Annotated in this window: 19 protein-coding genes and 1 riboswitch; of the genes, 13 read left to right on the plus strand and 6 right to left on the minus strand. The window is 74.4% G+C overall.

Annotation, left to right across the window (positions count from 1 at the left end):
* Positions 1 to 39 precede the first annotated feature (39 nt).
* Entirely contained in the window at positions 40 to 420 is a 381-nt protein-coding gene (locus tag R7226_RS00095; RefSeq protein WP_318594973.1) for a cupin domain-containing protein, read from the plus strand.
* 49 nt (positions 421 to 469) lie between these two features.
* Here the strand turns inward: R7226_RS00095 and R7226_RS00100 are convergent, their stop codons facing one another.
* The gene (locus tag R7226_RS00100; protein WP_318594974.1) at positions 470 to 1111 is read right to left on the minus strand and encodes an FMN-dependent NADH-azoreductase; all 642 of its coding nucleotides are present in this window, start codon (positions 1109 to 1111) and stop codon (positions 470 to 472) included.
* Between the two features lie 80 nt (positions 1112 to 1191).
* On the opposite strand from R7226_RS00100, the gene R7226_RS00105 reads away from it, so the two are divergent.
* Entirely contained in the window at positions 1192 to 1695 is a 504-nt protein-coding gene (locus tag R7226_RS00105) for a MarR family winged helix-turn-helix transcriptional regulator (RefSeq protein WP_318594975.1), read from the plus strand.
* A gap of 117 nt (positions 1696 to 1812) precedes the next feature.
* The gene (locus R7226_RS00110; protein WP_318594976.1) at positions 1813 to 2952 is read left to right on the plus strand and encodes a CapA family protein; all 1140 of its coding nucleotides are present in this window, start codon (positions 1813 to 1815) and stop codon (positions 2950 to 2952) included.
* On the opposite strand, the gene R7226_RS00115 is transcribed toward R7226_RS00110, so the two are convergent.
* Together R7226_RS00115 and R7226_RS00120 are read right to left on the minus strand one after the other, a co-directional pair.
* On the minus strand, positions 2936 to 3673 hold the full coding sequence (locus R7226_RS00115) for an Ntn hydrolase family protein (RefSeq protein ID WP_318594977.1): 738 nt from the start codon (positions 3671 to 3673) through the stop codon (positions 2936 to 2938). The two genes, R7226_RS00110 and R7226_RS00115, sit on opposite strands and share 17 nt — an antisense overlap.
* Positions 3642 to 4211 (minus strand): hypothetical protein, encoded by a 570-nt coding sequence (locus R7226_RS00120; protein WP_318594978.1) that lies wholly within the window; start codon positions 4209 to 4211, stop codon positions 3642 to 3644. Before R7226_RS00120 ends, R7226_RS00115 begins: the two co-directional genes overlap by 32 nt.
* A 156-nt stretch (positions 4212 to 4367) precedes the next feature.
* Here R7226_RS00120 and R7226_RS00125 point away from each other — a divergent pair, with 156 nt between their 5' ends.
* From R7226_RS00125 to R7226_RS00140, 4 genes are read left to right on the plus strand one after another with little or no spacing between them, the layout of a single operon-like run.
* A complete protein-coding gene (locus tag R7226_RS00125; RefSeq protein ID WP_318594979.1) occupies positions 4368 to 7286 on the plus strand; it encodes a helix-turn-helix transcriptional regulator in 2919 nt (972 codons plus the stop codon).
* 33 nt (positions 7287 to 7319) lie between these two features.
* Positions 7320 to 8888, plus strand: a complete 1569-nt coding sequence (locus R7226_RS00130) for a glycoside hydrolase family 43 protein (protein ID WP_318594980.1) — start codon at positions 7320 to 7322, stop codon at positions 8886 to 8888.
* Positions 8889 to 8901: 13 nt separating this feature from the next.
* Positions 8902 to 9882, plus strand: coding sequence for an alpha/beta hydrolase (locus R7226_RS00135; protein ID WP_318594981.1), 981 nt, complete (start codon positions 8902 to 8904; stop codon positions 9880 to 9882).
* Between the two features lie 43 nt (positions 9883 to 9925).
* Complete coding sequence (locus R7226_RS00140) at positions 9926 to 12742, plus strand: helix-turn-helix transcriptional regulator (RefSeq protein WP_318594982.1); 2817 nt, start codon at positions 9926 to 9928, stop codon at positions 12740 to 12742.
* A 9-nt stretch (positions 12743 to 12751) separates the two neighbouring features.
* Here R7226_RS00140 and R7226_RS00145 read toward each other — a convergent pair whose 3' ends face one another.
* A complete protein-coding gene (locus R7226_RS00145; protein ID WP_318594983.1) occupies positions 12752 to 13843 on the minus strand; it encodes a winged helix DNA-binding domain-containing protein in 1092 nt (363 codons plus the stop codon).
* A gap of 66 nt (positions 13844 to 13909) precedes the next feature.
* On the opposite strand from R7226_RS00145, the gene R7226_RS00150 reads away from it, so the two are divergent.
* The 4 genes from R7226_RS00150 (at position 13910) to R7226_RS00165 (ending at position 17125) form a co-directional block, all read left to right on the plus strand.
* Entirely contained in the window at positions 13910 to 14956 is a 1047-nt protein-coding gene (locus R7226_RS00150) for a helix-turn-helix transcriptional regulator (RefSeq protein WP_318594984.1), read from the plus strand.
* Positions 14953 to 15873 carry a hypothetical protein gene (locus tag R7226_RS00155; RefSeq protein WP_318594985.1) on the plus strand — a complete coding sequence of 307 codons (921 nt, stop codon included), beginning with the start codon at positions 14953 to 14955 and terminating at the stop codon, positions 15871 to 15873. The genes R7226_RS00150 and R7226_RS00155 overlap by 4 nt, the downstream gene beginning before the upstream one ends.
* A gap of 58 nt (positions 15874 to 15931) precedes the next feature.
* The gene (locus tag R7226_RS00160; RefSeq protein ID WP_318594986.1) at positions 15932 to 16384 is read left to right on the plus strand and encodes a hypothetical protein; all 453 of its coding nucleotides are present in this window, start codon (positions 15932 to 15934) and stop codon (positions 16382 to 16384) included.
* 120 nt (positions 16385 to 16504) lie between these two features.
* Positions 16505 to 17125 (plus strand): YybH family protein, encoded by a 621-nt coding sequence (locus R7226_RS00165; RefSeq protein WP_318594987.1) that lies wholly within the window; start codon positions 16505 to 16507, stop codon positions 17123 to 17125.
* Between the two features lie 32 nt (positions 17126 to 17157).
* Here R7226_RS00165 and R7226_RS00170 read toward each other — a convergent pair whose 3' ends face one another.
* Positions 17158 to 17745 (minus strand): TetR/AcrR family transcriptional regulator, encoded by a 588-nt coding sequence (locus R7226_RS00170; RefSeq protein WP_318594988.1) that lies wholly within the window; start codon positions 17743 to 17745, stop codon positions 17158 to 17160.
* A gap of 122 nt (positions 17746 to 17867) precedes the next feature.
* On the opposite strand from R7226_RS00170, the gene R7226_RS00175 reads away from it, so the two are divergent.
* Complete coding sequence (locus R7226_RS00175; RefSeq protein WP_318594989.1) at positions 17868 to 19289, plus strand: MFS transporter; 1422 nt, start codon at positions 17868 to 17870, stop codon at positions 19287 to 19289.
* Here the strand turns inward: R7226_RS00175 and R7226_RS00180 are convergent.
* Positions 19220 to 20602 carry an aminotransferase class V-fold PLP-dependent enzyme gene (locus tag R7226_RS00180; protein WP_318594990.1) on the minus strand — a complete coding sequence of 461 codons (1383 nt, stop codon included), beginning with the start codon at positions 20600 to 20602 and terminating at the stop codon, positions 19220 to 19222. The two genes, R7226_RS00175 and R7226_RS00180, sit on opposite strands and share 70 nt — an antisense overlap.
* 39 nt (positions 20603 to 20641) lie before the next feature.
* A riboswitch (SAM riboswitch) is annotated at positions 20642 to 20767 on the minus strand.
* A gap of 108 nt (positions 20768 to 20875) precedes the next feature.
* On the opposite strand from R7226_RS00180, the gene hrpA reads away from it, so the two are divergent.
* Positions 20876 to 24838, plus strand: coding sequence for an ATP-dependent RNA helicase HrpA (hrpA, locus tag R7226_RS00185; RefSeq protein WP_318594991.1), 3963 nt, complete (start codon positions 20876 to 20878; stop codon positions 24836 to 24838).
* The last annotated feature ends 9 nt before the right edge of the window (positions 24839 to 24847 follow it).

Below are 24847 nucleotides of genomic sequence, written 5' to 3' on the forward strand. Positions count from 1 at the left end.
GCGCCGTCGCCGCGCCGCGCGGCCCGGTAGCGTGGCGGGATGATCGAAGCCGCCGCCCCCGCCGAACCGCGGAGAGTCGACAAGCCGTGGGGCCACGAGCTGTGGTTCGCCCACACCGAGCACTACGCCGGCAAGCTCCTGGTCGTCCACGCCGGCCACCGCCTCTCGCTCCAGTACCACCGCGAGAAGGACGAGAGCTGCTACCTGCTGAGCGGCAAGCTGCTGCTCGTGCAGGGCCCGAGCGCCGACGAGCTGGAGGAGGTCGTGCTCGAGCCGGGCGTGCGCTGGCGCAACACGCCCGGCGTCGTCCACACGATCGAGGCGATCGAGGACGCGACCGTGCTGGAGGTCTCGACGCCGCAGCTCGACGACGTCGTGCGGCTCGACGACCGCTACGGCCGCAAGGACACGCAGCAGTAGCGACCCGCGGCCGCGGCGCGCGTCAGAGCGCTGTCGCGACGACGCTGCGTCAGACGCGCGCCTCGCTCCACAGCGCGTCGACCTGCTCGCGCGCGGCCGCGAGACTCTCGGCCGCCAGCCCGCGCAGCTGCTCCATCGCCGGGTTGACATCGGCGAGCGTCAGCTCGGCGATGATGAAGCGCGGCTCGATGCCGGTCAGCGCGAGGCCGTGCGGCAGCCACGCCTCGCCGTGGTCCCAACCCTCGCGCGGCGTACCGGGGGCATAGCCGCCGCCGCGTGACTCCAGCACGATCAGCTCACTGTCGGCGAGCAGACCGTCGCCGCCGGCCGGGTCGGTCGACAGTCCGGGGAAGACGACATGGTCGACCCACGCCTTGACGGTCGAGGGGGCGCCGAAGTTGTAGATCGGCAGGCCGAGCAGGACGGTGTCGGCCGCCTTGACCTCGTCGATCAGCCGCGTCGACAGCGCGAAGGCCTCCGCCTGCGCCGGTGTCTGCTGCTCGGCCGGAACCACGCGCGCCAGGAGATGGTCGGGGCCGAGATGCGGCAGCGGATCCGCGGAGAGATCGCGGTAGGTGACGGTGCCGTCGGGGTGCGCGGCCTTCCAGCGCTCGGCGGCGCGCGCGGTCAGCGAACGACTGACGGAGCGGTCGCCTTGGATGCTGGCGTCGATGTGGAGCAGGTGCGGCATGCGTGAACCTCGCAAATGATTTGTGTAAGACAAACTAGTTGCAGTGTAGGACACATTGGCGGCCTTCGTAGACTTGACCCGTGGCCGTCGCCCCCCTGCACTCCTCCACCGCCCTGCTCGACCACCTCGCGCGGATCTCGCGCGCCCACACCGAGGCGACGCTCAGCGCGCTCGGGCTGCGGCCGCGCCACCTCGTGACGCTGACCGTCCTGCGTCAGCACGCGCCGGCGACGCAGCAGGCGCTCGCGCAGCAGCTGGCGATCGACCGCACCAACCTCGTCGGCCTGCTCAACGAGCTGGAGTCGGCGGGGCTGCTCGCGCGCCGCCGCTCCGAGGCCGACCGCCGCCGTCACTTCGTCGAGTTGACGCCGGCCGGCGAGCGCACGCTCGACAGAGCCGAGCGCGCGATCGAAGCGGCCGAGGCTGAGCTGCTGCAGGGCCTCAGCGAGCAGGAGCGCGGGACGCTGTACGAGCTGCTGCAGCGCGCGACCGCCGGCCACATGCTCGACTGCGCCGGCGCCGCCGGTCTGCACAGCGACGCGGCGGCCTGCATCGAGGCCGACAGCGCCGACGACGCGTCGTAGCCCGCGCCCCGCCGGGCTCCAGTTCTCGCAGCCGCTGCCGAGGACCAGGGGGTGGCGCCCCCGCTCGCATCCGCCGCGCCGAGCGGAGTCAGTCGCGCGGCGTCGAACCAACAAGCTGTGTCACCCGTCCGGATCGCCGATCGCATCGTGCTGGGCGCTCGCCGGGGCGCAGGGTTGCCGGCGGCCGTACTCGCGCTGGTCGCGCTCCTGTTCGCGCTGGCCGGCTGCGGCGGCTCGAGCGGTGGCGGCGGCGAGACGGCGGCCGCCGCGGAGCGCGATCCGCTCGGCAGCGGCAGAGCGGTGACGCTCGCCTTCGGCGGCGACGTGCACTTCGAGGAGGGGCTGAAGGCGCGACTGGCGAGCGATCCGAAGACCGCGCTGGAGCCGCTGAAGGAGCTGTTGAAGGGCGCCGACGTCGCGATGGTCAACCTCGAGACGGCGGTCACCGCCGACGGCGCCTGCCCGGTGAGACAGGCGAAGCAGTTCACCTTCGCGACGACGCCGAGCGCGTTCACGGCGCTGAGAGCGGCGGGCGTGACGGTCACGACGATGGCGAACAACCATGGTCTCGACTGCGGCCGCGCGGGGCTGGAGCAGACACTCGCCGCGGATGCGAGAGCGGGGCTGCCGCTGATCGGCGTCGGCGCCGACCGCGACGCCGCCTTCACGCCCTACACGGTCGAGAAGAACGGCCAGCGGATCGCGATCGTCGCCGCCTCGCAGGTGCTCGACGACAACCTCAAGGGCGAGTGGATGGCAACCGACGACCAGCCCGGGATGGCGACCGCCCGCGACCTCGGCGGGCTCGTCAGAGCAGTCCGCGAGGCGCGCGCCGAGGCCGACACCGTCGTCGTCTACCTGCACTGGGGAACCGAGCTGCAGCAGTGCCCCAACACGCAGCAGCCGCAGCTCGCGAGGCTGCTCGCGACGGCCGGCGCCGACCTGCTCGTCGGCTCGCACGCGCACGTGCTGCTGGGCGCCGGATACCTCGGCCGCACCTACGTCGCCTACGGCCTCGGCAACCTCGCCTTCTACGCGAAGGAGCCGCCGCGCACCTCCAGCGGCGTGCTCCACGTGACCGTCACCGGCCGTCGGATCGACAGAGCCGCCTGGCGTCCCGCGCTGATCTCCGACGGCGCCCCGATCCCGCTCACGGGCACCGATCGCACCGCCGCGATCCGCGACTGGCGCAGACTGCGCGACTGCACCGGGCTCGCGCGGCAGGCGAGCGGCGACTATCTCAGCACGGAGAAGTAGGGGCGGCGGCGGCGCTGGCGGCGGCGCCGATGACGGGCGGCGCGAACGCGGGCGTCAACTCGGAGAGGAACTGCCGCTGGTGGGCGCGGAAGGCGTCGACAGCGGATTCGACCTCCTCCACGTCCACGTCCTGAAGCAGGAATTGCTCTCGCTCCGTAACGGTCACCAACTGGATCGGAGCAGCCACGCCATGCGCGCTCGCCGCAATGACGTCATCGGTCACTGTTGCCACGACGACCTTGCCCGCGTCCAGCGACAGTTCTGCGAAGCCAACATGTTCGAAGCGACCGAGGCCGAAGAGCGCGAGCCGCGTCGGGCCGCCACCCGCAGTGAACGTCTGTGCGAACTCTGCGTGACCTTCACTCGAAACGCGCAGCAGACGAGACGCGCCGTCGAACGCGCCATACCAGGCGAAGAGCCCGACCGCGCCGAGCGCGACCCGTGACGGCGTCTCGATCGCCGACGTTGCGCGCCGGGTCGATTCCCGCATCGCGGCGACGATCTCCTGCTTGACGACAGCTGGGCTCCTGTTCCGTTCGATCCCTTCCAACAGCTCGGCGAGATCCTGCTGGATTGCGACGTTGCCAGCGCAGCCCCATCCGATCCCGTGACGCGTCACGAACAGCTTCTGCATCCGCTGCCGAAATGCCCCCTCCGTGCGCTGGCTGTCCGCTGCCAGTACGACGCCTTCACCGCTTCGCAGGCCGAGCAGAATCGTCATCCCACTCCCTTCCCGGCGGGCGTTCGTAGCCGCGCCAGTTGAAGATCGCTCTTCCCGCGTACTGCGGATGCCGGCGACACACCAGCGCCATCCACACGGTCATCCCCATCGACAGCATCTCCTGTTTCACATTCAGCAACAGACCCGCCGCAGATGGTTGTCGCGACGTGGCGAGCGCCAGCAGCTCCGCAGCGCGTTCCCGTCCAGCGGGCGTCACACAGATGCGTGGTCCCGCCCAGCCGCGAACACGGATTCGCTCGACGTGGCCGATCTCCTCAAGCCAGTCCATGTCCTCGTAGATCTGCTCGCTGGTCGGCCCGCTGAGACCGGGCCTGAAGGGATATCTCTCAGCCGCGGAGATCGGCGCCTCCTCCGAGAAGACGCACATCGCCGTGTGGACGTAGTTGCCGTCGAGCCCACCCGGGTCGGCGTCGTGGGCGATCAACAGCAGCAGCCAGTCGCGGCGGGCGAGGTCACCGGGGCTGGCGGCGCCGTCAGGGGCGCTGAGGGGCGTGGTTTGAGGCGCGAGATCGAGCACGAACAGACGTTCCCAAACCGCGTGTGAAGGCACAACCCCAGTTAGATGGCGTAATGCAACGTTTGTCTGCGAACTCTGCGGAAAACGACATCGACTGTCCCGCGTACGGACTCGTCGCGCCCCGGAGCCCGCGCGGCGGCGTACGCTTCGGCGCAGATGCTGAGACCAGGCACGGAGGCAGGTCGGCTGGTCGGTCGCGCGGCGGAGCTGGAACGGCTCGGCGTGCTGCTCGATCGCGCGCGCGGCGGACGCGGCGGGTCGCTCGTCGTCGAAGGGACACCGGGGGTCGGCAAGAGCGCGCTGCTGCGGGCGCTGGGGGCGCCGGACCTGCTGGTGCTCAGCACGACCGGCGTCGAGAGCGAGGTCGGGCTGCCGTTCGCCGGCTTGGCGGAGCTGGTGGCGCCGGTGATCGCGCACGGCGACGGGCTGCCGGAGGCGCAGCGGGCGGCGCTGCGGGCCGCGCTCGCGCTCGACGCGCCGGCCGGTGCCGAGCGCGTGCTGGTGCTGCAGGCGCTCGTCGCGCTGCTGGAGACGGCGGCGAGCGGCCGCGCGCTGCTGCTGCTCGTCGACGACGTGCAATGGCTCGACGCCTCCTCGCAGGAGGCGATCGCCTTCCTCGCCCGCCGCGCCGAGCGGCTGCCGCTGGCGCTCGTCGCGGTCCGCTCGCTGCGCGGTGAGCCGTACGCGCCATGGCCGGAGGTGCCGCGGCTGCGGCTGTCCGATCTCGCGCGCGAGGACGCGCTCGCGCTGGCGCGCGCCGGCGGGCTGGCGCCGGCCGTCGCCGAGGCGCTGGTCGACGCCGTCGGCGGCAACCCGCTGGCGCTCGTCGAGGCGCCGGCCGAGCTGTCGGCGGCGCAGCGCGACGGGATCGCCGCGCTGCCCGATCCGCTCCCGACCGGCGAGCGGCTGCGGCGCGCCTACGCCGCGCGCGTCGCGGCGCTGCCCGCGCCGACGCAGGCCGCGCTGCTGCTCGCGGCCGCCAGCTCCGACGGTGACACGGCGACGCTGCTGCGAGCGCTCGGGGGCGCGGCTGACGCAGGTCGTGGCGCGGACGACGCGGATCGCGGCGCGGGTGCGGTGGATCGCGGCGCCGACGACGCGGATCGCGGCGCGGGTGCGGTGGATCGCGGCGCGGGTGCGGTGGATCGCGGCGCGGGTGCGGTGGATCGCGGCGCGGACGACGCAGATCGCGGCGCGGGTGCGGTGACGATCTTCGAGCCCGCCGAGGACGCCGGTCTGATCGCGCTCGCGGCGACGCGGGTGCGCTTCTCCCATCCGCTCGTGCGCGCCGCCGTCTACCACGCCGCCACGCCCGGCAGACGGCGCGCCGCCCACCGCGCGCTCGCCGCCGCCGGCACCCCGCAGACGCGCGCCTGGCACCTCGCCGCCGCCGCGACCGCGCCCGACGAGCAGCTCGCGGCGGCGCTGGAGACGCTCGGCCACGAGGCGCGTGAGCGCGGCGCGACCGCGACCGCGATCGCCGTGCTCGAGCGCGCCGCGCAACTCAGCCCCGAGCCGGCCCAGGCCGCCGCGCGCACGATCGCCGCGGCCGGCACGGCGAACGTCGCGAGCCAGCCGGCGCGCGCCAGAGCGCTGATCGAGGCGCTGCTGCCGACGCTCGACGATCCGCTCACGCGCGCCGACGCGCAGTTCGTGCGCGGCGCGGCGATGCTGCAGAGCGGCCATCCGCAGGACGCGTACGCGCTGCTGGAGGACGAGGCCGCGCGGATCGCGGTGCGAGACCCGACGCGGGCGGCGCTGCTGCTGACGCAGGCGAGCGTCGCGGTGATGTCGTCGGGGCCGGTGCAGCGGCTCGCCGAGCTGGCCGCGCAGGCGCAGACGCTCGCGCCGGAATGGGTCGCGCACGCGCCGGCCGTGCTGCGCGCCGAGGCGCTGTCAGGGCTCGGCGACCACCGCCGCGCGAAGGCGCTGCTGGCCGAGCAGGCGCGGGCGCTGCACGACGCCGATCCGGTCGGTCCCGGCCACGAGGTGGTGTCGATCGCGGCGCTGAGCATGATCTGGATGGAGCAGTACGACGATGCCCAGCGGCTGCTCGTGCGGCTGGTCGAGACCGCCCGCGCGAAGGGCGCCGTCGCCGCGCTCGCGCTGCCGCTCTCGGTGCTCGCGACGGTCCACATACGGCGCGCCGAGTTCGACGTCGCGGGCGACCTGGCCGGCGAGGCGGTCGCGCTCTCCGATGCCGGCCTCGAAGGATGGACCCGCGCGCTCGCGCTGACCGCCGCGGCCTTCGTCGAGGCCCACCGCGGCGAGGCCGATGCCTGCCGCGCGCATGCCGCGACCGTGCTCGAGCTGAGCGCCGGGCTGGGGATGACCTCGACCGCCGCGACCGGCGAGCAGGCGCTGGGGATGCTCGCGCTGGGACTCGGCGAGACCGAGACGGCGATCGTTCACCTCGAACGCGCCCGCGCCCACACCGAACGGTTCGGCTCCCGCGATCCCTCCTTCCTCTACACCTCCGGCGACCTCGTCGACGTCTACGTGCGCACCGGCCGCGACGACGACGCGCGCGTGATCGCGGCCGAGCTGGCGGCTGGCGCCGAGCTGACCGGCGGCGCCTGGGCGGCCGCCGCGACCGCGCGCAGCCGCGGCCTGCTCGACGGCGACGAGCGGATCGACGCCCACCTCGCGGTCGCGCTCGCCGCGCACGCGCGGATCGACTCGCCGTTCGAGCTGGCGCGGACGCAGCTCTGCTTCGGCGAGCGCCTGCGCCGCGCCCGCCGCCGCGCCGACGCGCGCACGCTGCTGGAGGCCGCGCACGCCAGCTTCACCGCCTTCGGCACGACAGGGTGGGCGCAGCGGGCCGCCGCCGAGCTGGCGGCGACCGGCCTGCCGCGCGACGGCGACGCGACTGCCGAGCCGACCACCGCCGACGCGCTGACCGCGCGCGAGCGAGCGGTCTGCGAGCTGGTCGCCGGCGGCGCAACCAACCGCGAGGCGGCGACGGCGCTGTTCCTCTCGCCGCGCACGGTCGAGCACCACCTGCGCCAGGCCTACCGCAAGCTCGGCGTCCGCTCGCGGACGGAGCTGGCGGTCCGCTGGCGGGAGGTCGGATAGCGCGCCGGACGCGAACGCGCGATCCTCGTGCGGATGGCTCGACGATGGAGATCGCTCGCCGCGCTCGCGATCGCGCTGGCATCGCTGAGCCTCGGGCTCGCGGCGTGCGGTGGCGGAGCGGACGACGAGGCTGGCGGCGGCACAGGGACAAGCGGCGCCACCTACGCCAACCCGATCATCGCCGGCCAGCAGCCCGACCCGACGATCGTGCGCGAGGGGCGCGACTTCCTGCTCTCCACCACGAGCCGCGCGTGGGCGCCGATCTTCCCGCTCTTCCATTCGCGCGACCTCGTCAACTGGGAGCGGATCGGCGCGCTGCTGCCACGCGCGCCGGCCTGGTCGGCGGCGCCGTACTGGGCGCCAGAGCTGACGCGCTTCCGCGGCGAGCCGCGCGCCTACTACACCGCGCGGCTGCGGCGCGACCGCTCGCGCGCGTGCATCGGCGTCGCGACCGCGCGCCGCGCCGCCGGCCCCTACCGCGACCTCGGCCGGCCGCTGACCTGCCCGCCGAGCGGCGCGATCGACCCGTTCGTCATCGACGACGAGCACGGTAATCCCTACCTGATCTATCGCCGCTACCGCGACGGCGGCGGCATCTGGGCGCGCGCGCTGCGCGCCGACGGGCTCGCGGTGCGCGGCCGCGAGCACCTGCTGCTGCCGGTGACCCCCGCCGACGAGGGCGTCGTCGAGGGGCCTGAGCTGCTGCGCCGCGACGGGCGCTTCGTGCTGCTGTTCGCCGCGGGCGGCTGCTGCCGGCCGCCGTGCGACTACCGCGAGGCGGCGGCGCGCGCTGACCGGCTGCTGGGACCGTACGAGCGCGCGCCGCGACTGGTGCTGCGCGACGGCCCGGCGCTGCGCTGCAACGGCCACGGCACGACCGTCGGCGACGGCCGCGGGCGTCGCTGGCTCGTCCATCACGGCGTGCTCGCCGACGATCCCGTCAACGTCCGCCGCAGCACGCTGCTGGAGCCGCTGCGGTGGGACGCCGGCGGTTGGCCGGTCGCCGGTGAGGACGGCCGAGCGGTGCAGCGGGCCGCCGCACCGCTCGGCGTCGCGCAGGGGCCGCCGGCGCCGGCGACGCCCGACTTGACGACGCCGCGGCTCGACCCCGCGTGGGAGTGGCCGTGGGACAGACCGGCGCGCGCCGTCCAGCGCGACGGGCGGATCGAGCTGCGCGGCGAGCCGGCCGGCGCGGTGCTGGCGCGGCAGGTCCTGCCGGCCGCCGACCAGCGCGCGCAGGTGACGGTGCAGCGCAACGACTGCGCAGCCGGGATCGCGGGCGTCGAGGGCGGGCAGGACAGCGGCGTCGCGCACGGGATCGAGCTGCTGCCCGGCGGGCGCGGCGTGCGCGTCTGGCAGGGACCGACCGGCGGCGGAGCGGGCCGCACGCTGGCGACCGCCGAAGTGGCGAAGGCCGCCGACCCGCCCGAACTGGCCGTCCTGATCGCCGACTCCCACACGATTCGCTTCGCCGTCAACGGAACGCCGCTGCCGATCACCGCGACGACCTCCGACAACCAGCGCGCGATCCGCGTCGGGCTCACCTGCCGCGGTCCGCGTGCCAGCGGCGCGGCGTTCGGCGCGCTCGCGATCACGCCGTGAGAAGCTCCCCTGCATGACGACCGACGCGCTGCTCGGCGACGACTTCGAGACGCGCCTGCTGCCGCTGGCGCCCGACGCCGAGGGCGAGCAGCACGCGACGCTGATCCGCCTGCGCCCCGCCGACGCCGGCTCCGACGGGGACACGGTCGCGAAGCCGACCCGCGCCGTCCTCTACGTCCACGGCTTCGTCGACTACTTCTTCCAGCGCGAGCTGGCCGCCTACTACCGCGACCGCGGCTTCGCCTTCTACGCGCTCGACCTGCGCAAGTCGGGCCGCTCGCTGCGCCCGCACCAGACGCCGTACTTCGTCCGCTCCGTCAGCGAGTGGTACGAGGAGCTGGACGCGGCGGCCGACGCGATCCGCGCCGACGGCGCGACGCAGCTGCTCGTCAACGGCCACTCGACCGGCGGGCTGGCGGCCGCGCTGTGGGCCCACGCCCGCCGCGACGACGCCGCCCGCCGGCCCGACGCGCTCTTCCTCAACAGCCCCTTCCTGTCGCTCAACGCCGCGCCGCTCGTGCGCGCGGCCGGCGCGACGCTGGCCGCCCTGCGCGCGCGGACCGACCCCTACGCGGTGATGCCGGCCGGTCTGTCGGAGCTGTACGTCCAGAGCATCCACAGCGACCATCGCGGCGAGTGGAGCTTCGACCTCGAGCTGAAGCCGGTCGAGGGCGTGCCGGTCCGCGCCGGCTGGCTGCGCGCCGTCCACGCCGCGCACCGCCGCGTCGCGCGCGGGCTCGACGTGCGCGGTCCGATCCTCGTCCTCTGCTCGGCCGCCAGCAGCCGGCCGAAGGCGTGGGACGAGATCCTGCTGCGCAGCGACAGCGTGCTCGACGCCGAGCAGATCGCGCGCCGCGCGACCCGCTTGGGCCGGCACGTCACCTGCGTGCGAATCGACGACGGCATGCACGACCTCGTGCTGTCGGCGCCGCCGGTGCGCGCGCAGGTCTACGCCGAGCTGGGACAGTGGCTCGACGCGTACCTGCCGGCGTGATCGCTTGCATTCCTGCGCGGCGCACGCCTAACCTCCCGGCGCGATGAGCGCCCCGACCGACGATCTGCTCGAACGCGAGCGCGAGCTGGCGCAGCTCGACGCGCTCGTCGACGAGGCGGTCGCGGGCCGCGGCGGGCTGGCGTTGATCGAAGGCCCGGCGGGGATCGGCAAGAGCCGCCTGCTGGCCGCCCTGCGCGAGCGCGCGGCCGACCGCATGCTGGTGCTCGGCGCCCGCTGCGGCGAGCTGGAGCGCGACTTCTCCTTCGGCGCCGTGCGGCAGCTGTTCGAGCCGCTGCTGCGCGCCGACGCCGGCGGCTGCGAGCGGCCGAACCTGCTCGTCGGCGCCGCCGCGCCGGCCGCCGGCGTGCTCGGCGGCCCCGCCGCCGACGACGCGACCGCAGCCGCGGAGGGCTCCTTCGCGGTCCTGCACGGCCTCTACTGGGCGACGCTCGAGCTGGCCGAGGAGCGGCCGCTGCTGCTCGCCTTCGACGACCTGCAGTGGAGCGACCGGCCGTCGCTGCGCTTCCTCGCCTATCTCGCGCGGCGGCTGGAGTCGACCCCGGTGCTGGTCGCGATGACGGTCCGCTCGACCGACCCCGGCAGCGATCCCAACCTGCTCGCGGAGATCGCCGCCGACCCGCTCTGCGTGCCGGTGCGGCCGGGCCCGCTGACCGACGCGGCGGTCGCGGCGCTCGTGCGTGCGCGGCTCGGCGCGCCGGCCGACGCGCGTTTTTGCGACGCCTGCGAGGAGGCGACCGGCGGCAACCCGCTGCTGCTGCACCAGCTGCTGCGCGCGCTCGCCGACGACGGCGTCAGACCGCTCGCCGGCGAAGCCGCGACGGTGCGCGAGATCGGGCCGAGGGCGGTCGCGCGCAGCGTCCTGCGGCGGCTGACGCGGCTGTCACCCGAAACGCTCGCGGTCGCGCGCGCCGTCGCGGTGCTCGGCGACAGCGCCAGCCTCGCCGCCGTCGGCCGGCTCGCCGAGCTGGAGGAGCCGCAGGTCGCGCGCGCCGCCGGCGAGCTGGCGCGGGCCGACATCCTGCAGGCCGATCCGCCGCTCGGCTTCGTCCATCCGCTCGTGCGCGACGCCGTCTACCGCGACCTCTCGACCGCCGAGCGCGAGCTGGCCCACGGCCGCGCTGCAGCTGCGCTCGCGGCAGCCGGCGCCGCTGACCAGCAGGTCGCCGCCCAGCTCGTGCACGCGCCGTGCCGCGGCGACGCGGCGACCGTCGCGCTGCTGCGCGACGCCGCGCGCGAGGCGAGCCGACGCGGCGGACCCGAGAGCGCCGTCACCTACCTCGCGCGGGCGCTCGACGAGCCGCCGGCGGCGGCCGAGCGGACACCGGTGCTGCTGGAGCTGGCGCTGGCCGAGTCGGAGATGAGCGCACCGCTGTCGGCGCTCCACCTGCGCGAGGCGTACGACGGCCTCAGCGATCCGGCAGCGCGGGCGAGCGCCTGCTTCGCGCTGGTGCAGTCGCTGCTGTTCACCGGCGGCGCCTCAGAGGGCGCGGAGCTGGCGCGCCGCACCGCCGCCGAGCTGAGCGGCGACCAGCTCGAAGAGCGGCGGATGCTGGAGTCGATGCAGCTGCTCGCGGTCTCCTTCGGCGCCGCAGACCCGGACAACCTGTGGGCGCGCGCGCTCGCCGAGCCGCCGCCGGCCGGCGGGGAGCTGGGCACGAAGCTGCTGCTGGCGGCGATCGCGTTCGTGCGCAGCGCGGCGGCGCGGCCGGTCGCCGAGGTGCTGCCAGTGCTCGAAACGGCGCTCGAGGGCGACGTGCTGCTGCACAGTCGCAACGGGATGATGTGGTCGGCAGCGATGGTCGCGCTGACGCTCAGCGAGAGCCCGCGGACGCGCGCCTTCCTGGAGGCGGCGCGCGCCGAGACCTACCGCCGCGGTGGTGTCTTCGCGACCGCCTCGGTCGAGATCTGGGAGGGCGCCTGGCTGCTCGGCACCGGCGACCTCGCCGACGCCGGCGACGCGCTGCGCGAGGCGCTCCGGCTGCAGGATCCGTGGGGCGCCGACGCCAGAGGGACCTCCTGGTCGCGCGGGCTGATCGGCCAGCACGGGCTGCTCAGCGGCCACGACGCCGCGACGGTGCGCGCCGAGCTCGGCGAACCGCCGGCCGACGACGACGAGAGCGACGGCGCCGTTCACTGGCGCACGGCGCAGGCGAGACTGCTGCTGCGCGAGGGCGACGCGGCCGGGGCGCTCGCGCTGGCCGAGCTGATGGGCCGCACGTCGCGCCACCTCGACCACCCCGCGTGGCGGCCGTGGCAGTCGCTCGCCGCGAGCGCGCTGGCGCGGCTCGGCCGCCGCGAGGAGGCGTTGGCCGCGATCGACGGTGAGCTGGCGCTGGCCGAGCGGATCGGGGCGCCCGCGCTGATCGGCCGCACGCAACGGCTGCGCGGCGAGCTGGAGGGCGCCGACGGGATCGAGCGGCTGCGGGCGGCCGCCGAGCTGCTCGCCGCCACACCCGCGCGGCTGGAGCGAGCGTTCGCGCTGGCGTCGCTCGGCGGCGCGCTGCGGCGCGCCGGCCACCCCGGCGACGCGCGCGAGCCGCTGCGGGCGGCGCTGGAGCTGGCGGAGGCGTGCGGCGCGGCACCGTTGGTCGAGCAGGTCCGCTCCGATCTGTACGCCGCCGGCGCGCGGCCGCGCAGCGCCGCGCTCGCGGGCGCCGCGGCGCTGACGGCGCGCGAGGGGCGCGTCGCCGAGCTGGCCGCGGAGGGACGCACCAACCGCGAGATCGCGCAGACGCTGTTCGTGACGCCGAAGACGGTCGAGGTCCACCTCTCCAGCGCCTACCGCAAGCTCGACATCCGCTCCCGGCGCGAGCTGTCCGGCGCGCTCGCGAGCGGCTGAGCGGGGCGCTCAGCCGACCACGACCTCGCGCCGCTCGGCGTCAGGGTGCAGCAGCTCCAGCAGCCGCAGCGCCTCCGCTTCCAGGCCGTCCGCGTCGCGCTCGTCGGTCAGCGGCCGCAGCGTCAGCGTCGCGGTCCCGTCACGCAGCTCGTCGCGCCAGGTGCCGGCGACCAGGCCGTCGATCAGGTAGGTCGGCTCGACCTCCCCGTTCTTGCCGCCCTTGACGACGTCGAGGAAGCCGGCCGGCAGGATCCGCGTTCTGTCGCGATGCGAGATCAGCGCCGCATCCCACTTCGGCAGGAAGCGGACCGGCGGCGCGACGTCCTCGCGCGGCAGCGGCGCGCGCGGCAGGTCGTACAGCTCGCGGCCGCGCGCGTCGGTCAGCCGCCGCAGCGGCTCCAGCGCGCTCAGCGCCGGGTCGAGCTGGTGGAAGCGCAGGAAGGTGAAGGCGGCGAGGTCCTCGCGCGTCGCCGGCCCGAACGCGGCGAGGTAGTCGCGCACCAGCGCGACCGTGCCGGCGGCGGGAGCGGGCAGCGGCGCGCCCTCCCACGAGGCGAGCGAGAACTTGCCGTGGCGGCGCCACAGCCCTGACGGCGGGACGTGCACGAGCGGCAGCGACATGCGCGCGTAGTCGAGCAGGTCGCTCTCCTGGCGCAGGCGGTCGCCGGTCAGCTCGCGCGTGCGCTCGCGGATCGCGTCGGTCGTGCGCGGCTCGCGCATGAAGTCGGCGAGCGCGGTGACAATCGCGTCGTGCTCGTCCGTCAGCTCCGGCTCGCGCCCGGCGAGGGCCCGCAGCGCCTGGAAGCGCCACGCCGCGGCGTAGGCGGGATAGGCGTCGGCGTGGACGAGGTGAAGCGTGCCGCGCATCAGCGACGACTTGACGACCGTCCCGCGGCGCAGCGCCCGTTCGAGGTCGGCGACGGCAAAGCCGTCGAGGCGAGCGTGCAGCGCGATGTACGGGGAGGGTGAGTACTGCGCCTGCAGCGCGACGAGGCGGCGGACGGCATCGGCCGTCGACAGCGGCCGCCGCTCCAGCAGCAGCTGCCGCGCCAGCAGCGAGAGCGTCAGCTCGCGGTCGGTCAGGGTCCGTGGTCTCGTCATCGCGACGATCGTATGGCGGCATCAGGTCGTTCGCTGTCCTCAATCTCGGCGATCATCCCTGCCACGATGCGCGACACCTCCGGACGACTGCTGAGACTGCTGTCGCTGTTGCAGATGCGACGCGAGTGGGGCGGCGGTGAGCTGGCCGACCGTCTCGACGTGACCGTGCGCACGGTCCGCCGCGACGTCGACAAGCTGCGCGAGCTGGGCTATCCGGTCGACGCGACGCGCGGCGTCGCGGGCGGCTACCGACTTGGCGCGGGCGCCGAGCTGCCGCCGCTGCTGCTCGACGACGAGGAGGCGGTCGCCGTCGCGGTCGGGCTGCGGACGGCGACCAGCGGCGCCGTCGAGGGAATCGAGGAGTCGTCGCTGCGCGCGCTCGCGAAGCTGGAGCAGGTGCTGCCCAGACACCTGCGCCGCCGCGTCAGCGCCCTGCAGACGTACACCGTCGCGCTGCCGCGCAGCGGGCCGACGGTCGACCACGAGCTGCTCAGCGCGCTCGCCGCCGCCGCGCGCGACAGCGAGCGGCTGCGCTTCGCCTACTCCACCTATGAGGGCGACAGCACGCGACGGCTGGTCGAGCCCTGCCGGCTGGTGCACGCCAGCGGCCGCTGGTACCTCGTCGCGTGGGACGTCGAGCGCGATGACTGGCGCACGTTCCGCGTCGACCGGATCGACGGCACGCCGATGCGCGACCGCCGCTTCCCGCCGCGCGAGCCGCCGGCGGAGGACATAGCCGCGTACGTGCAGGACAACGTCGTGCGAGCGCGCGGGCGCAAGGAGGCGCGCGTCGTCCTGCGGATCCCGCTGGCGGAGGCGAGGCAGCGCGTGCCGCAACTGGTCGGGTCGCTGAGCGAGGTCGACGAGCGCTCCTGCCTGCTGACGATGAGTGCCGACTGGTTCGGCGACCTCGCAATCTACGTCGCCTCGATGAGATGCGAGTTCGACGTGCTCGGGCCGCCCGAGTTCACCGCCGAGGTCGAGCGGCTCGCGGGCGCGTTCGGCGCGGCGGCGCAGCGGGCGCGCGACGGCGGCGGCAGCGGCAGCGCCGGCCGCAGAGGTCCGAAACGTTCAAGACGGCCGACGGCGGCCGCAGGAGAATCGAGCCCATGACCGATCTCGCCACCGCAGAGACCTTCCTCGTCACCCACGCCCGGCTGCTCGAACGGCGGCGCCTGGAGCTGCTGCTCGGCCGCGCCGACGCGGCCGAGGGTGTGATCGCGGCGCTCGCCGGCTACCGCAACCCCGACGGCGGCTACGGCTGGGGGCTGGAGCCCGACCTGCGCGCCGCGGGCAGCCAGCCGGCCGGTGCCTTCCAGGCGCTGACCGTGCTCGCTGAGCTGGCCGAGCTCGATTCCGCCGCCGCGCCGGCCGCCGGCGAGCTGGCCGGCGCGCTGTGCGACTGGCTCGGCACGATCGCGCTCGACGGCGGCGCGCTGCCGTTCGCGCTCGCCGGCGCCGAGGGGCCCGGCACCGCGCCGTGGTGGGCCGGCGGCGACCCGACCGAGCCGTCGCTGCACATCACCGCCGGCATCGTCGCCTATGCCCAGCGCGTCCGCGCGCACGCGCCGGCGCTCGCCGGCCATTCGTGGCTGACGCGCGCGACCGACTGGTGCCTGGAGCAGGTCGCCGCCGGCGAGCGGCCCGCGGGCGGCGGCTACACGCTCGCGTTCGTGCTCGGCCTGCTCGACGCCGTCGTCGACGTGCGCCCGTCCGCGACCGCGGAGCTGGAGCGGATGGCGGCGTTCGTCCCGCCCTCCGGCGCGCTGCCGGTCTCCGGCGGTGTCGACGACGAGCAGCTGCGACCGCTGAGAATCTCGCCCGAGCCCGGCCGGCCGCTGCGCGCGCTGATGCCGGCCGACGCGATCGCGCGCGACCTCGCCGCGCTGGCGCAGGAGCAGCAGGAGGACGGCGGCTGGACGGTCGACTTCCCATCCTCCTCGCCGGCCGGGGCGATCGAGTGGCGCGGGATCGCGACGATCGAGGCGCTCACGCTTCTGCGCGCCAACCGGAGCATCGAAGTTCCATAAATCAGTTTTTGCTGACTAGTCTCGTGCCGCTCGTGCCATCTACCAGGGAGCGGATCACATGGCGGAAGCAGCGACGGGGACCTTCATCGACGCGCTCAACGAGGCGCAGGCGATCGTGCGACGGCAGTACCCGCAAGCGCAGCTCTACGAGGCGTCGATCAATCTGGCGCTGATCGGCAGCGGCTGGCGGTTCGTCTTCAACGACCCCTCCACGGTGCCCAACAGCACGATCTTCCTGAAGCAGTTCGAAGGTCGTTTCGGGACCCCGGAGCACGTCAGATCGATATGGGTCGAGGACCGTCCGATCCAGCTGCCGATCACGCTCGACCTGGCCGAGGCCGAGCGGATGTGCCAGCAAGGCGGCTGCATAGGCAAGATCAGCAACCTGACGCTGCGCTACCCGCTCGGGCTCGGCGTCAACGAGCCGTACTACATCATCACGATGGCGAGCGAGAACAAGCGCTGCTGGGTCGGCGTCAACAGCCGCAGCGTCAGCTGCCAGCCGCTGTAGGCGAGGACCGACGGGACGCGCGGCGCGCGGGCTCGGTCCGCACGCCGCGTCGGTCCGCACGCCGCGCCGGTCCGCACGCCGCGTCGCCGGCCGGCGCGCCGGGTAGGGTGCTCGGCAGCGATGGCCCGCAAGGATCTGATCTCGCTGCTGCGCCCGCAGGTCAACTCGGCCCGCGCCGCGATCGCCGAGGCGCGCGTCGCCTCGACGGCCGTCGCGATGACAGCCGGCGGAGTCGCGGCTGGCGCGGCCGCCGCCGGCGCCGTGGCGATCGGGAGCCTTGCCGTCAAGCGCGGGGCGGTCAAGCGGCTGGAGATCGACGAGCTGGTCGTGCGGCGGCTGCAGGTCGACGCCCACGGCGGCGTCACACGGGCCGCCGTCGGCGAGTGGGTCGGCGGCTACGAGCGCGCCTGGCGCACCGCCGGCACGGCGATGCTGGCGGCGCTGTTCACACCCGAGGCGACCTACAGCCCCGGCCCGTACGAGCCGACCGTGCGCGGCCTCGCGGCGATCGGCGAGTTCTGGGACGCCGGCCGCGAGAGCGCCGACGAGGTCTTCACCTTCTCCAGCGAGCAGGTCGCCGTCGACGGCATGGTCGCGGTCGTGCGCACCGAGGTCGGCTACGACATCCCCGAGCGGCGCCACTACCGCAACCTGTGGGTGCTGCGGTTCGCCCCCGACGGCCGCGTCAGCGCCTTCGAGGAGTGGCCGTTCTGGCCTGAGCGCCAGATCGCGGGCGACTGAAGCCGGCGTCGCGCGAGCGCGACGCGCCTGCCTCAGCGCGCGACGCTGAGATGGCCCTCCAGCACCGGCCCGATCAGCGCGACGAGCGCGTCGTGGTCAGCTGAGGCGAGCGGCTCGATCCGCAGCACGTAGCGGGAGAAGACGAGCCCGAGCACCTGGCTGGCGACGGCCGCGGCGCGCAGCCGCGCCTGTGCCGGCGGCGCGTCGATCGCTCTCGCGAGACGCGCGATCAGCTCCTGCTCGACGAACTCGCGCAGCAGCGCGGCCGACTCCTCGTGGCTCGGCGCCGAGCGCAGGACGCTCAGCAGCGGCCCGCCGCTGACGGGGTCGTCCCAGACGGCCAGCAGCCGCCGCAGCAGCCGCTCGCCGAGTCCGTCGAGACCCTCGGCGAGAACGCCGTCGATCGCGTCGGCGGGACTGACCGGCAGCGCCAGCGCGGCCGCGAACAGCTGCGCCTTGCGCCCGAAGAAGTAGGAGACGAGCGCGACGTCGACGCCGGCCTCGGCCGCGACGCCGCGCAGCGTCGTGCCGCTGTAGCCGTGCTGCGCGAACTGCGCGCGCGCCGCTTGCAGGACCGCGTCGCGCGTGTCGGGCGAGCCTCTGCGCCGTCCTTTATTCATCAGGGGTTGAAATCTAGCGCACGTGGTGGGATGGTGTTTTTCATCAGGTGTTGAAAAACCTTCCAGCCGGTCGGCTCGCCAGCCGCCGCCCGCCCGCCGCTCGACCACGGAGGAGGCCCTCCATGCCAGCCCATCGCCGCCGGATCCTGATCTCGATGTGCCTCGCGCTCGCGACCGTCGTCAGCGCCGTCGCATCGCTCAACGTCGCCCTCCCCGACCTCGCCCGCGCGACCGGCGCGACGCCGACGCAGCTGCAGTGGATCGTCGACGGCTACGCGCTCGTCTTCGCCGGCCTGCTGCTGCCGGCCGGCGCGCTCGGCGACCGGCTCGGCCGCAGACGCGTGCTGCTCGCCGGGCTCGCCGTCTTCGGCGGCGCCGCGCTCGTCGCGATCTTCGTCACCGACCCCGGTCAGCTGATCGCCGCGCGCGTCGCGATGGGCCTCGGCGCCGCGCTGATCATGCCGACGACGCTGTCGATCATCACGAGCGTCTTCCCCACCGACGAGCGCGAGCGCGCCGTCGCCGCGTGGGCCGGCGTCGCCGGCGGCAGCGGTCTGCTGGGGCTGCTCGTCTCGGGCGTGCTGCTGGAGTGGTTCGACTGGAGCAGCGTCTTCGCGACCAACGTCGTGCTGGCCGTGCTCGCCGCCACCGCGACGCTGATCAACGTGCGTGACGCCGAGACGCATGAGCGGCCGGCGCTCGATCCCGTCGGCGCGGCGCTCAGCGCGCTCGGGCTGTCGGCGCTCGTGTGGGGCGTGATCGAGGGGCCGCAGCGCGGCTGGACCGACGGGCTCGTGCTCGGCGGCTTCGCCGGCGGCGCGCTGCTGCTGAGCGCCTTCGTCAGCTGGGAGCTGCGGCGCGAGCAGCCGATGCTCGACCCGCGCCTGTTCGCGCTGCGCGGCTTCGCCGCCGGCTCGCTGTCGATCTTCGTCCAGTTCTTCGCGCTCTTCGGCTTCATGTTCGTCGTGATGCAGTACCTGCAGTTCGTGCTCGGCTACACGCCGCTGGAGGCCGGCTTCGCGCTGGCGCCGGTCGCCGTCGTGATGATCGGCCTCTCGCAGCGCGTCCCAGCGCTCGTCCACCGCTTCGGCGCGCGCGCCGTCGCGCCGACCGGGCTGGCGACGATGGCGGCCGGCTTCGCGCTGCTGGCGACCGCCGGTGCCGAGGCCAGCTACTGGCGGCTGCTGGTCGGCCTCCTCGTGCTCGCGATCGGGATGGCGCTGGCGACGACGCCGGCGACCAGCGCGATCGTCGACGCGCTGCCGGCGGAGAAGCAGGGCGTCGCCTCGGCCGTCAACGACGCCTCCCGCGAGGTCGGCGGCGCGCTCGGCATCGCCGTCCTCGGCAGCGTGCTGACTGAGGGCGCGACCCGCGCCGACGGCGTCACCGCCGCGCTGCTGACCGGCGCCGGCGTGCTGCTGCTCGGCGCCGTCGCGGTCGCGCTGCGCGCGCCGTCGGCGCAGCGCCGCGGCGCCTACGCCAGCAGGTCAGGCAGCGGGCGGTCGTCGCCGACCGGCGCCCAGCCGTCCGGGCCCGGCGCGTAGTCGCGGCGGGCGCCCTCGCGCACGAGCCGCTCGACCGCCTCGGCCAGCCGCTCGACGTCGTCGGCGCTGGTGCCGACACCGAAGCTGGCGCGCAGCGCGCCGCCGGGCAAGCCGAGCCGCCCCAGCAGCTGGTGGGCGCAGAAGCGGCCGTCGCGCACGCCGACGCCGTGCTCGGCCGACAGGTAGGCGCCGACGTGAGCCGGCGCGTACCCCTCGACGGCGAAGGCGACCGTGCCGATCGCGGCGGAGCTGTCGGCCCAGATGCGCGCGACGCGGACCGCGTCGAGCCGCTCCAGGCGCGCCAGCAGCAGCTCGCGCAGCGAGTGGTCGTGCGCCTCCAGCGCGCCCGCCGGCAGCGCGTCGAGCGTGTTGCACGCCTCCGCGATCGCGACCGCGCCGAGCAGGTTCGGCGTGCCGCCCTCGTGGCGGGCGGGACCGTCGTGCCACTCGGTCCCCTCCCACGTCACCTCGCGCACGGCGCCGCCGCCGGCGAGGTGCGGCGCGGCCGCGTCGAGCCAGTCGCGGCGGCCGACGAGCGCGCCGGCGCCGTAGGGCGCGTACAGCTTGTGCCCCGACAGCGCGATGTAGTCGGCGCCGAGCGCCTCCAGGTCGACGCGCACGTGCGGCGCGAGCTGGGCTGCGTCGACGACGACGCGCGCGCCGGCGCCGTGCGCGAGCGCGACGATCCGCTCCAGCGGCAGCAGCTCCCCGGTCACGTTCGAGGCGCCGGTGATCGCGACGAGCGCGACCGGGCCGGCGGCGAGCGCGTCGCGCAGGCGGCCGAGCGTCAGCTCCAGCGTCGGCGCGAATGCCACGGCGCGGTGGGCGCGACGGCGCCACGGCAGCAGGTTGGCGTGGTGCTCGCTGTCGAGGAAGAGCACGTCGCCGGCGCCCTCCGGCACGGCGCCCGCGAGCAGGTTGAGCGCGTCGGTCGTGTTGCGGGTGAAGATCACCTCGTCGTCGGCGCGGGCGCCGAGGAAGCGCGCGAGCGCCTGGCGCGACTGCTCGTAGAGCGCGGTCGAGACGCGCGCCGGCAGACCCGAGCCGCGGTGGACCGAGCCGTAGTACGGCAGCACGCGCGTGACGCGCTCGGCGACGGTCGCCAGCGCCGGCGCGGTCGCGCCGTAGTCGAGGTTGGCGTAGCGCGCCTCTCCGCCGCCGACCAGCGGGACCCGCAGCTCCTGGCCGACGACCGGCAGCAGCGAGCCGGCGTTCGCGCGGCGCGGCGCCGCGGGCGGGCAGTCGCCGTCGCGCTCGCGGCGACGAGTGGCAATGGGGGACAGCGACAGCGACGGAAGCGGGGTGATCGACATCTTGGACCTCTCGGGGTTCGATGGGACCCGACAGATCAGGTCCACGTCTTGCCGCAGATCCGCCTGAGACGACGGCCTGCGCGGCCTGGTCCTCACCCGGGGCACCCCTACATGGAGAAGGGTTGCCGGCCAGCTAGCCGGGGCTTGTCGCTGGCACTCGTGACCGCGACCGAAGATAGCAAGCGACTCCGCCTTGTCAACCAAAGTGGTGGAGATTCGCCCCCCCCACTGGACGAACGGCCGAGCCGAATGGGGTAGCCCTATCCTGAGCAGGTGGCCTCGCAGTCCCCGCCCGACGCGCCGCTCGCCGAGCTGCGTGCGCGCCTCTCCGACCTCACGCTTCGCGACGAGCACCGCATCCGGCGGCGCTTCGATCGCCTGCGCGGAATCCACGGCGACGAGGCGCGCGGCGACGAGCTGCTGAAGATCGCCGCTGACGTCGAGGAGTCGGAGGCGCGGATCGAGCGGCGCCGCGCCGCCGTGCCACAGGTCTCCTACCCGCCGCAGCTGCCGGTCAGCGCGCGCAAGGAGGAGCTGCTGGAGGCGATCCGCGACAACCAGGTCGTCGTCGTCGCGGGCGAGACCGGCTCCGGCAAGACGACGCAGCTGCCGAAGATCTGCCTCGAGCTGGGCCGCGGCGTGCGCGGCGCGATCGCGCACACGCAGCCGCGCCGGCTGGCCGCGCGCACGGTCGCGGAGCGGATCGCGGAGGAGCTGAACGTGCCGCTCGGCGACGCCGTCGGCTACGCCGTCCGCTTCAACGACCGCACGAGCGAGAACACGCTCGTGCGGCTCGTCACCGACGGCCTGCTGCTGGCGCAGATCCAGCGCGATCCGCTGCTGCGCCGCTACGACACGATCATCGTCGACGAGGCGCACGAGCGCAGCCTCAACATCGACTTCCTGCTCGGCTGCATCACGCGGATCCTGCCGAAGCGGCCGGAGCTGAAGCTGATCGTCACCTCGGCGACGATCGACCCGCAGCGCTTCTCCAACCACTTCGGCGGCGCGCCGATCGTCGAGGTCTCCGGCCGCACCTATCCGGTCGAGGTGCGCTACCGCCCGTTGGCGCTGCCGAGCGCGGCCGACGACACCGACGAGGCCGGCGACAGATCGTCGGCGCCCGACGAGCGCGACCAGGTCGACGCGATCGGCGACGCCGTCCAGGAGCTGCGACGCGAGAGCAAGGGCGACGTGCTCGTCTTCCTCTCCGGCGAGCGCGAGATCCGCGACACCGCCGACGCGCTCAGCGGCCGCTTCGGCGACAGACTCGACGTGCTGCCGCTGTACGCGCGGCTGGCGACCGCCGAGCAGCAACGCGTCTTCAGAGCGCACTCCAAGCAGCGCGTCGTGCTCGCGACCAACGTCGCCGAGACCTCGCTGACGGTGCCGGGGATCAGATACGTCGTCGATCCCGGCAGCGCGCGCATCTCGCGCTACAGCTCACGGCTGAAGGTCCAGCGGCTGCCGATCGAGCCGGTCTCGCAGGCCTCGGCCGACCAGCGCAAGGGCCGCTGCGGCCGCCAGTCCGACGGCATCTGCATCCGCCTCTACTCCGAGGACGAGTTCGACGCGCGGCCGCGCTTCACCGACCCGGAGATCCTGCGCACCAACCTCGCGAGCGTGATCCTGCAGATGGCCGCGCTCGGGCTCGGCAGCATCGAGGAGTTCCCGTTCCTGGAGCCGCCCGACAGACGCCAGGTGCGCGACGGCGTGCTGCTGCTGCAGGAGCTGGGGGCGCTGGAGGAGGGCGAGCTGACGCCGCTCGGGCGCAAACTCGCGCAGCTGCCGGTCGACCCGCGCCTCGGCCGCATGGTGCTGGAGGCCGACAGGCTCGGCTGCGCCAGCGAGGCGATCGTGATCGCCGCCGCGCTGTCGATCCAGGACCCGCGCGAGCGCCCCAGCGAGCTGCAGGCACAGGCCGACCAGCAGCACGCCCGCTTCAGAGACGACCACTCCGACTTCAGCGCCTTCCTCAACCTCTGGACCTATCTGAGGGAGCAGCAGAGAGAGCTGTCGAACTCGCAGTTCCGCAAGCGGCTGAAGAGAGAGTTCCTGCACTACCTGCGTGTGCGCGAGTGGCAGGACCTCGCCAGCCAGCTGCGCGAGGCCTCCAGAGGCGTCGGCGTGACGCTCAACCAGCAGCCGGCCGAGACAACCGAAATTCACAGAGCGCTCTTGGCCGGTTTGCTCTCGCACGTCGGCGTGAAGGAGGGGAGCGCGAGAAGACGCGGCGAGTACCTCGGTGCGCGCGGCGCCAGATTCATGATCTTCCCCGGCTCCGGCCAAGCGCGCAGACAGCCCAACTGGGTGATGGCGGCCGAGCTGGTCGAGACCTCGCGGTTGTGGGGGCGCGTCGTCGCGAGAATCGAGCCGGAGTGGGTCGAGTCGCTTGCCGAGCACCTCGTCAGACGGACGCACTCCGAGCCGCGCTGGGAGAAGAAGCGCTCTGAGGTCGTCGCGACCGAGCGCGTCACGCTCTACGGCCTGCCGATCGTCGCCGGGCGGACGGTCTCCTACGCGAAGTTCGATCCCGCGCTCGCGCGCGAGCTGTTCATCCGCCGCGCGCTGGTCGAGGAGGACTGGCAGACGCGCCACCACTTCTTCCACGACAACCGCCAGCTGATCGACGAGCTGGAGGAGCTGGAGCACAGAGCACGCCGCCGCGACATCCTCGCCGGCGACGAGGTCCTGTTCGCCTTCTACGACAACCGCATCCCGGCCGAGGTCGTCTCCGGCGCGCACTTCGACAGATGGTGGAAGAAGACCCGCCAGCGCGATCCGAGACTGCTGACCTTCACGCGAGAGCTGCTGATCGACAGCGAGGCGGCGGCGGGCGCCCTCGACGAGCGGGCGCGGCCCGAGCGCTGGACGCAGGGCTCGCTCGCGCTCCCGTTGACCTACCACTTCGAGCCCGGCGCCGACCACGACGGCGTCACCGCGCACGTGCCGCTCGCCGCGCTCTCCGGCCTCCGCGAGCAGGGCTTCGAGTGGCTCGTGCCGGCCTTCCGGCTGGAGCTGATCACGACGCTGATCCGCTCGCTGCCGAAGGAGCTGCGGCGGCCGCTCGTGCCGGTCCCCGACGTGGCCGCGCAGGTGCTCAGATCGGTCACGCCCGAGGATGTCGCGAGAGCGCCGCTGCTCGACACGATCGCGGCGCTGATCGGGCGGCTGCGCGGCGTGCGGGTCGCGGCGGCCGACTTCGACCGCGCACGGCTGCCGGCGTGGCTGAGAATGCGCTTCCGGATCGAGGATGAGAAGGGCGGCCTGGTCGCCGAGGGCGACGACCTCGAGGCGCTGCGCGCGCGTGTGCGGCCGCGGCTGCAGGCGCAGCTGACGAGAACGGCCGGCTCGTCGCTGGAGAGAAGGGGCCTGACGAGCTGGACACTCGGGACGCTGCCGAGAGCGGTCGAGCTGCCCGGCAGCGGCGGGATGGCGAAGGCCTATCCGGCGCTCGTCGACGAAGGGCCGAGAAGCGTCGGCGTCAGGGTCTTCGACACGGTCGGCGAGCAGTGGGTCGCGATGCGCGCCGGCACCCGCCGGCTGCTGCTGCTGTCGATCCCGACGGCGACGCTGAAGCACGTCCAGCAGCGCCTGCCGGCATCGGCGGCGCTGACGCTCGCGGCCGCGCCCGGCGGCGCCGCGGCGGTGCTCGACGACGCGCTGAGCGCGGCCAGCGACGCGCTCGTCGCCGAGGCCGGCGGGCCGGCGTGGGACGCGGCCGCCTTCGCGCGGCTGCGCGACCACGTCGCCGGCAACCTCGTCGACCGCACGCTCGCGCTGATCGAGCAGGTCGCGCGGATCCTCGACCTCCAGCGCCAGGTGATGGACCGCATCGTCGCGCTGTCGGCGCCACAGTTCGAGGCGGTTCGGCTCGACGTCGCGCGTCAGCTCGGCCGCCTCGTCTACTCCGGCTTCGTCGCCGCCACCGGCGTGCAGCGGCTGCCCGACGTCGAGCGCTACCTGCGCGGCGCCGTCTACCGCCTGGAGCGTGTGCCCGACCACCGCGCCGCCGACGCCGACCGCATGAAGGCCGTCCACGAGCTGGAGGAGGCCGTCCGCCAGCGGCGCGAGTCATGGCCGCCCGGCCGCCCCTTCCCGCCGGCGCTGTTCGAGGTCCAGTGGCAGCTGGAGGAGCTGCGCATGAGCCATTTCGCGCAGGCGGTCGGGGTGCACGGCCAGATCTCCTCCAAGCGGATCCGCAGAACGCTCGCGGAGGCGTGGGCGGCCGGCTGACCGGCCGCC

This window comes from Conexibacter stalactiti (assembly GCF_033542075.1).
In the GTDB taxonomy this organism is placed as follows: domain Bacteria; phylum Actinomycetota; class Thermoleophilia; order Solirubrobacterales; family Solirubrobacteraceae; genus Conexibacter; species Conexibacter stalactiti.

What these genes read in the sequence shown, in the direction of transcription:
- R7226_RS00175 (WP_318594989.1), top strand. Translation starts at nt 17,868, where the DNA reads ATGCCAGCCCATCGCCGCCGGATCCTGATCTCGATGTGCCTCGCGCTC.
- R7226_RS00100 (WP_318594974.1), bottom strand. Translation starts at nt 1,111, where the DNA reads ATGCCGCACCTGCTCCACATCGACGCCAGCATCCAAGGCGACCGCTCC.
- R7226_RS00155 (WP_318594985.1), top strand. Translation starts at nt 14,953, where the DNA reads ATGACCGATCTCGCCACCGCAGAGACCTTCCTCGTCACCCACGCCCGG.
- R7226_RS00145 (WP_318594983.1), bottom strand. Translation starts at nt 13,843, where the DNA reads ATGACGAGACCACGGACCCTGACCGACCGCGAGCTGACGCTCTCGCTG.
- R7226_RS00125 (WP_318594979.1), top strand. Translation starts at nt 4,368, where the DNA reads ATGCTGAGACCAGGCACGGAGGCAGGTCGGCTGGTCGGTCGCGCGGCG.
- R7226_RS00140 (WP_318594982.1), top strand. Translation starts at nt 9,926, where the DNA reads ATGAGCGCCCCGACCGACGATCTGCTCGAACGCGAGCGCGAGCTGGCG.
- R7226_RS00160 (WP_318594986.1), top strand. Translation starts at nt 15,932, where the DNA reads ATGGCGGAAGCAGCGACGGGGACCTTCATCGACGCGCTCAACGAGGCG.
- R7226_RS00165 (WP_318594987.1), top strand. Translation starts at nt 16,505, where the DNA reads ATGGCCCGCAAGGATCTGATCTCGCTGCTGCGCCCGCAGGTCAACTCG.
- R7226_RS00115 (WP_318594977.1), bottom strand. Translation starts at nt 3,673, where the DNA reads ATGACGATTCTGCTCGGCCTGCGAAGCGGTGAAGGCGTCGTACTGGCA.
- R7226_RS00130 (WP_318594980.1), top strand. Translation starts at nt 7,320, where the DNA reads ATGGCTCGACGATGGAGATCGCTCGCCGCGCTCGCGATCGCGCTGGCA.
- R7226_RS00095 (WP_318594973.1), top strand. Translation starts at nt 40, where the DNA reads ATGATCGAAGCCGCCGCCCCCGCCGAACCGCGGAGAGTCGACAAGCCG.
- R7226_RS00170 (WP_318594988.1), bottom strand. Translation starts at nt 17,745, where the DNA reads ATGAATAAAGGACGGCGCAGAGGCTCGCCCGACACGCGCGACGCGGTC.
- R7226_RS00135 (WP_318594981.1), top strand. Translation starts at nt 8,902, where the DNA reads ATGACGACCGACGCGCTGCTCGGCGACGACTTCGAGACGCGCCTGCTG.
- R7226_RS00150 (WP_318594984.1), top strand. Translation starts at nt 13,910, where the DNA reads ATGCGCGACACCTCCGGACGACTGCTGAGACTGCTGTCGCTGTTGCAG.
- R7226_RS00180 (WP_318594990.1), bottom strand. Translation starts at nt 20,602, where the DNA reads ATGTCGATCACCCCGCTTCCGTCGCTGTCGCTGTCCCCCATTGCCACT.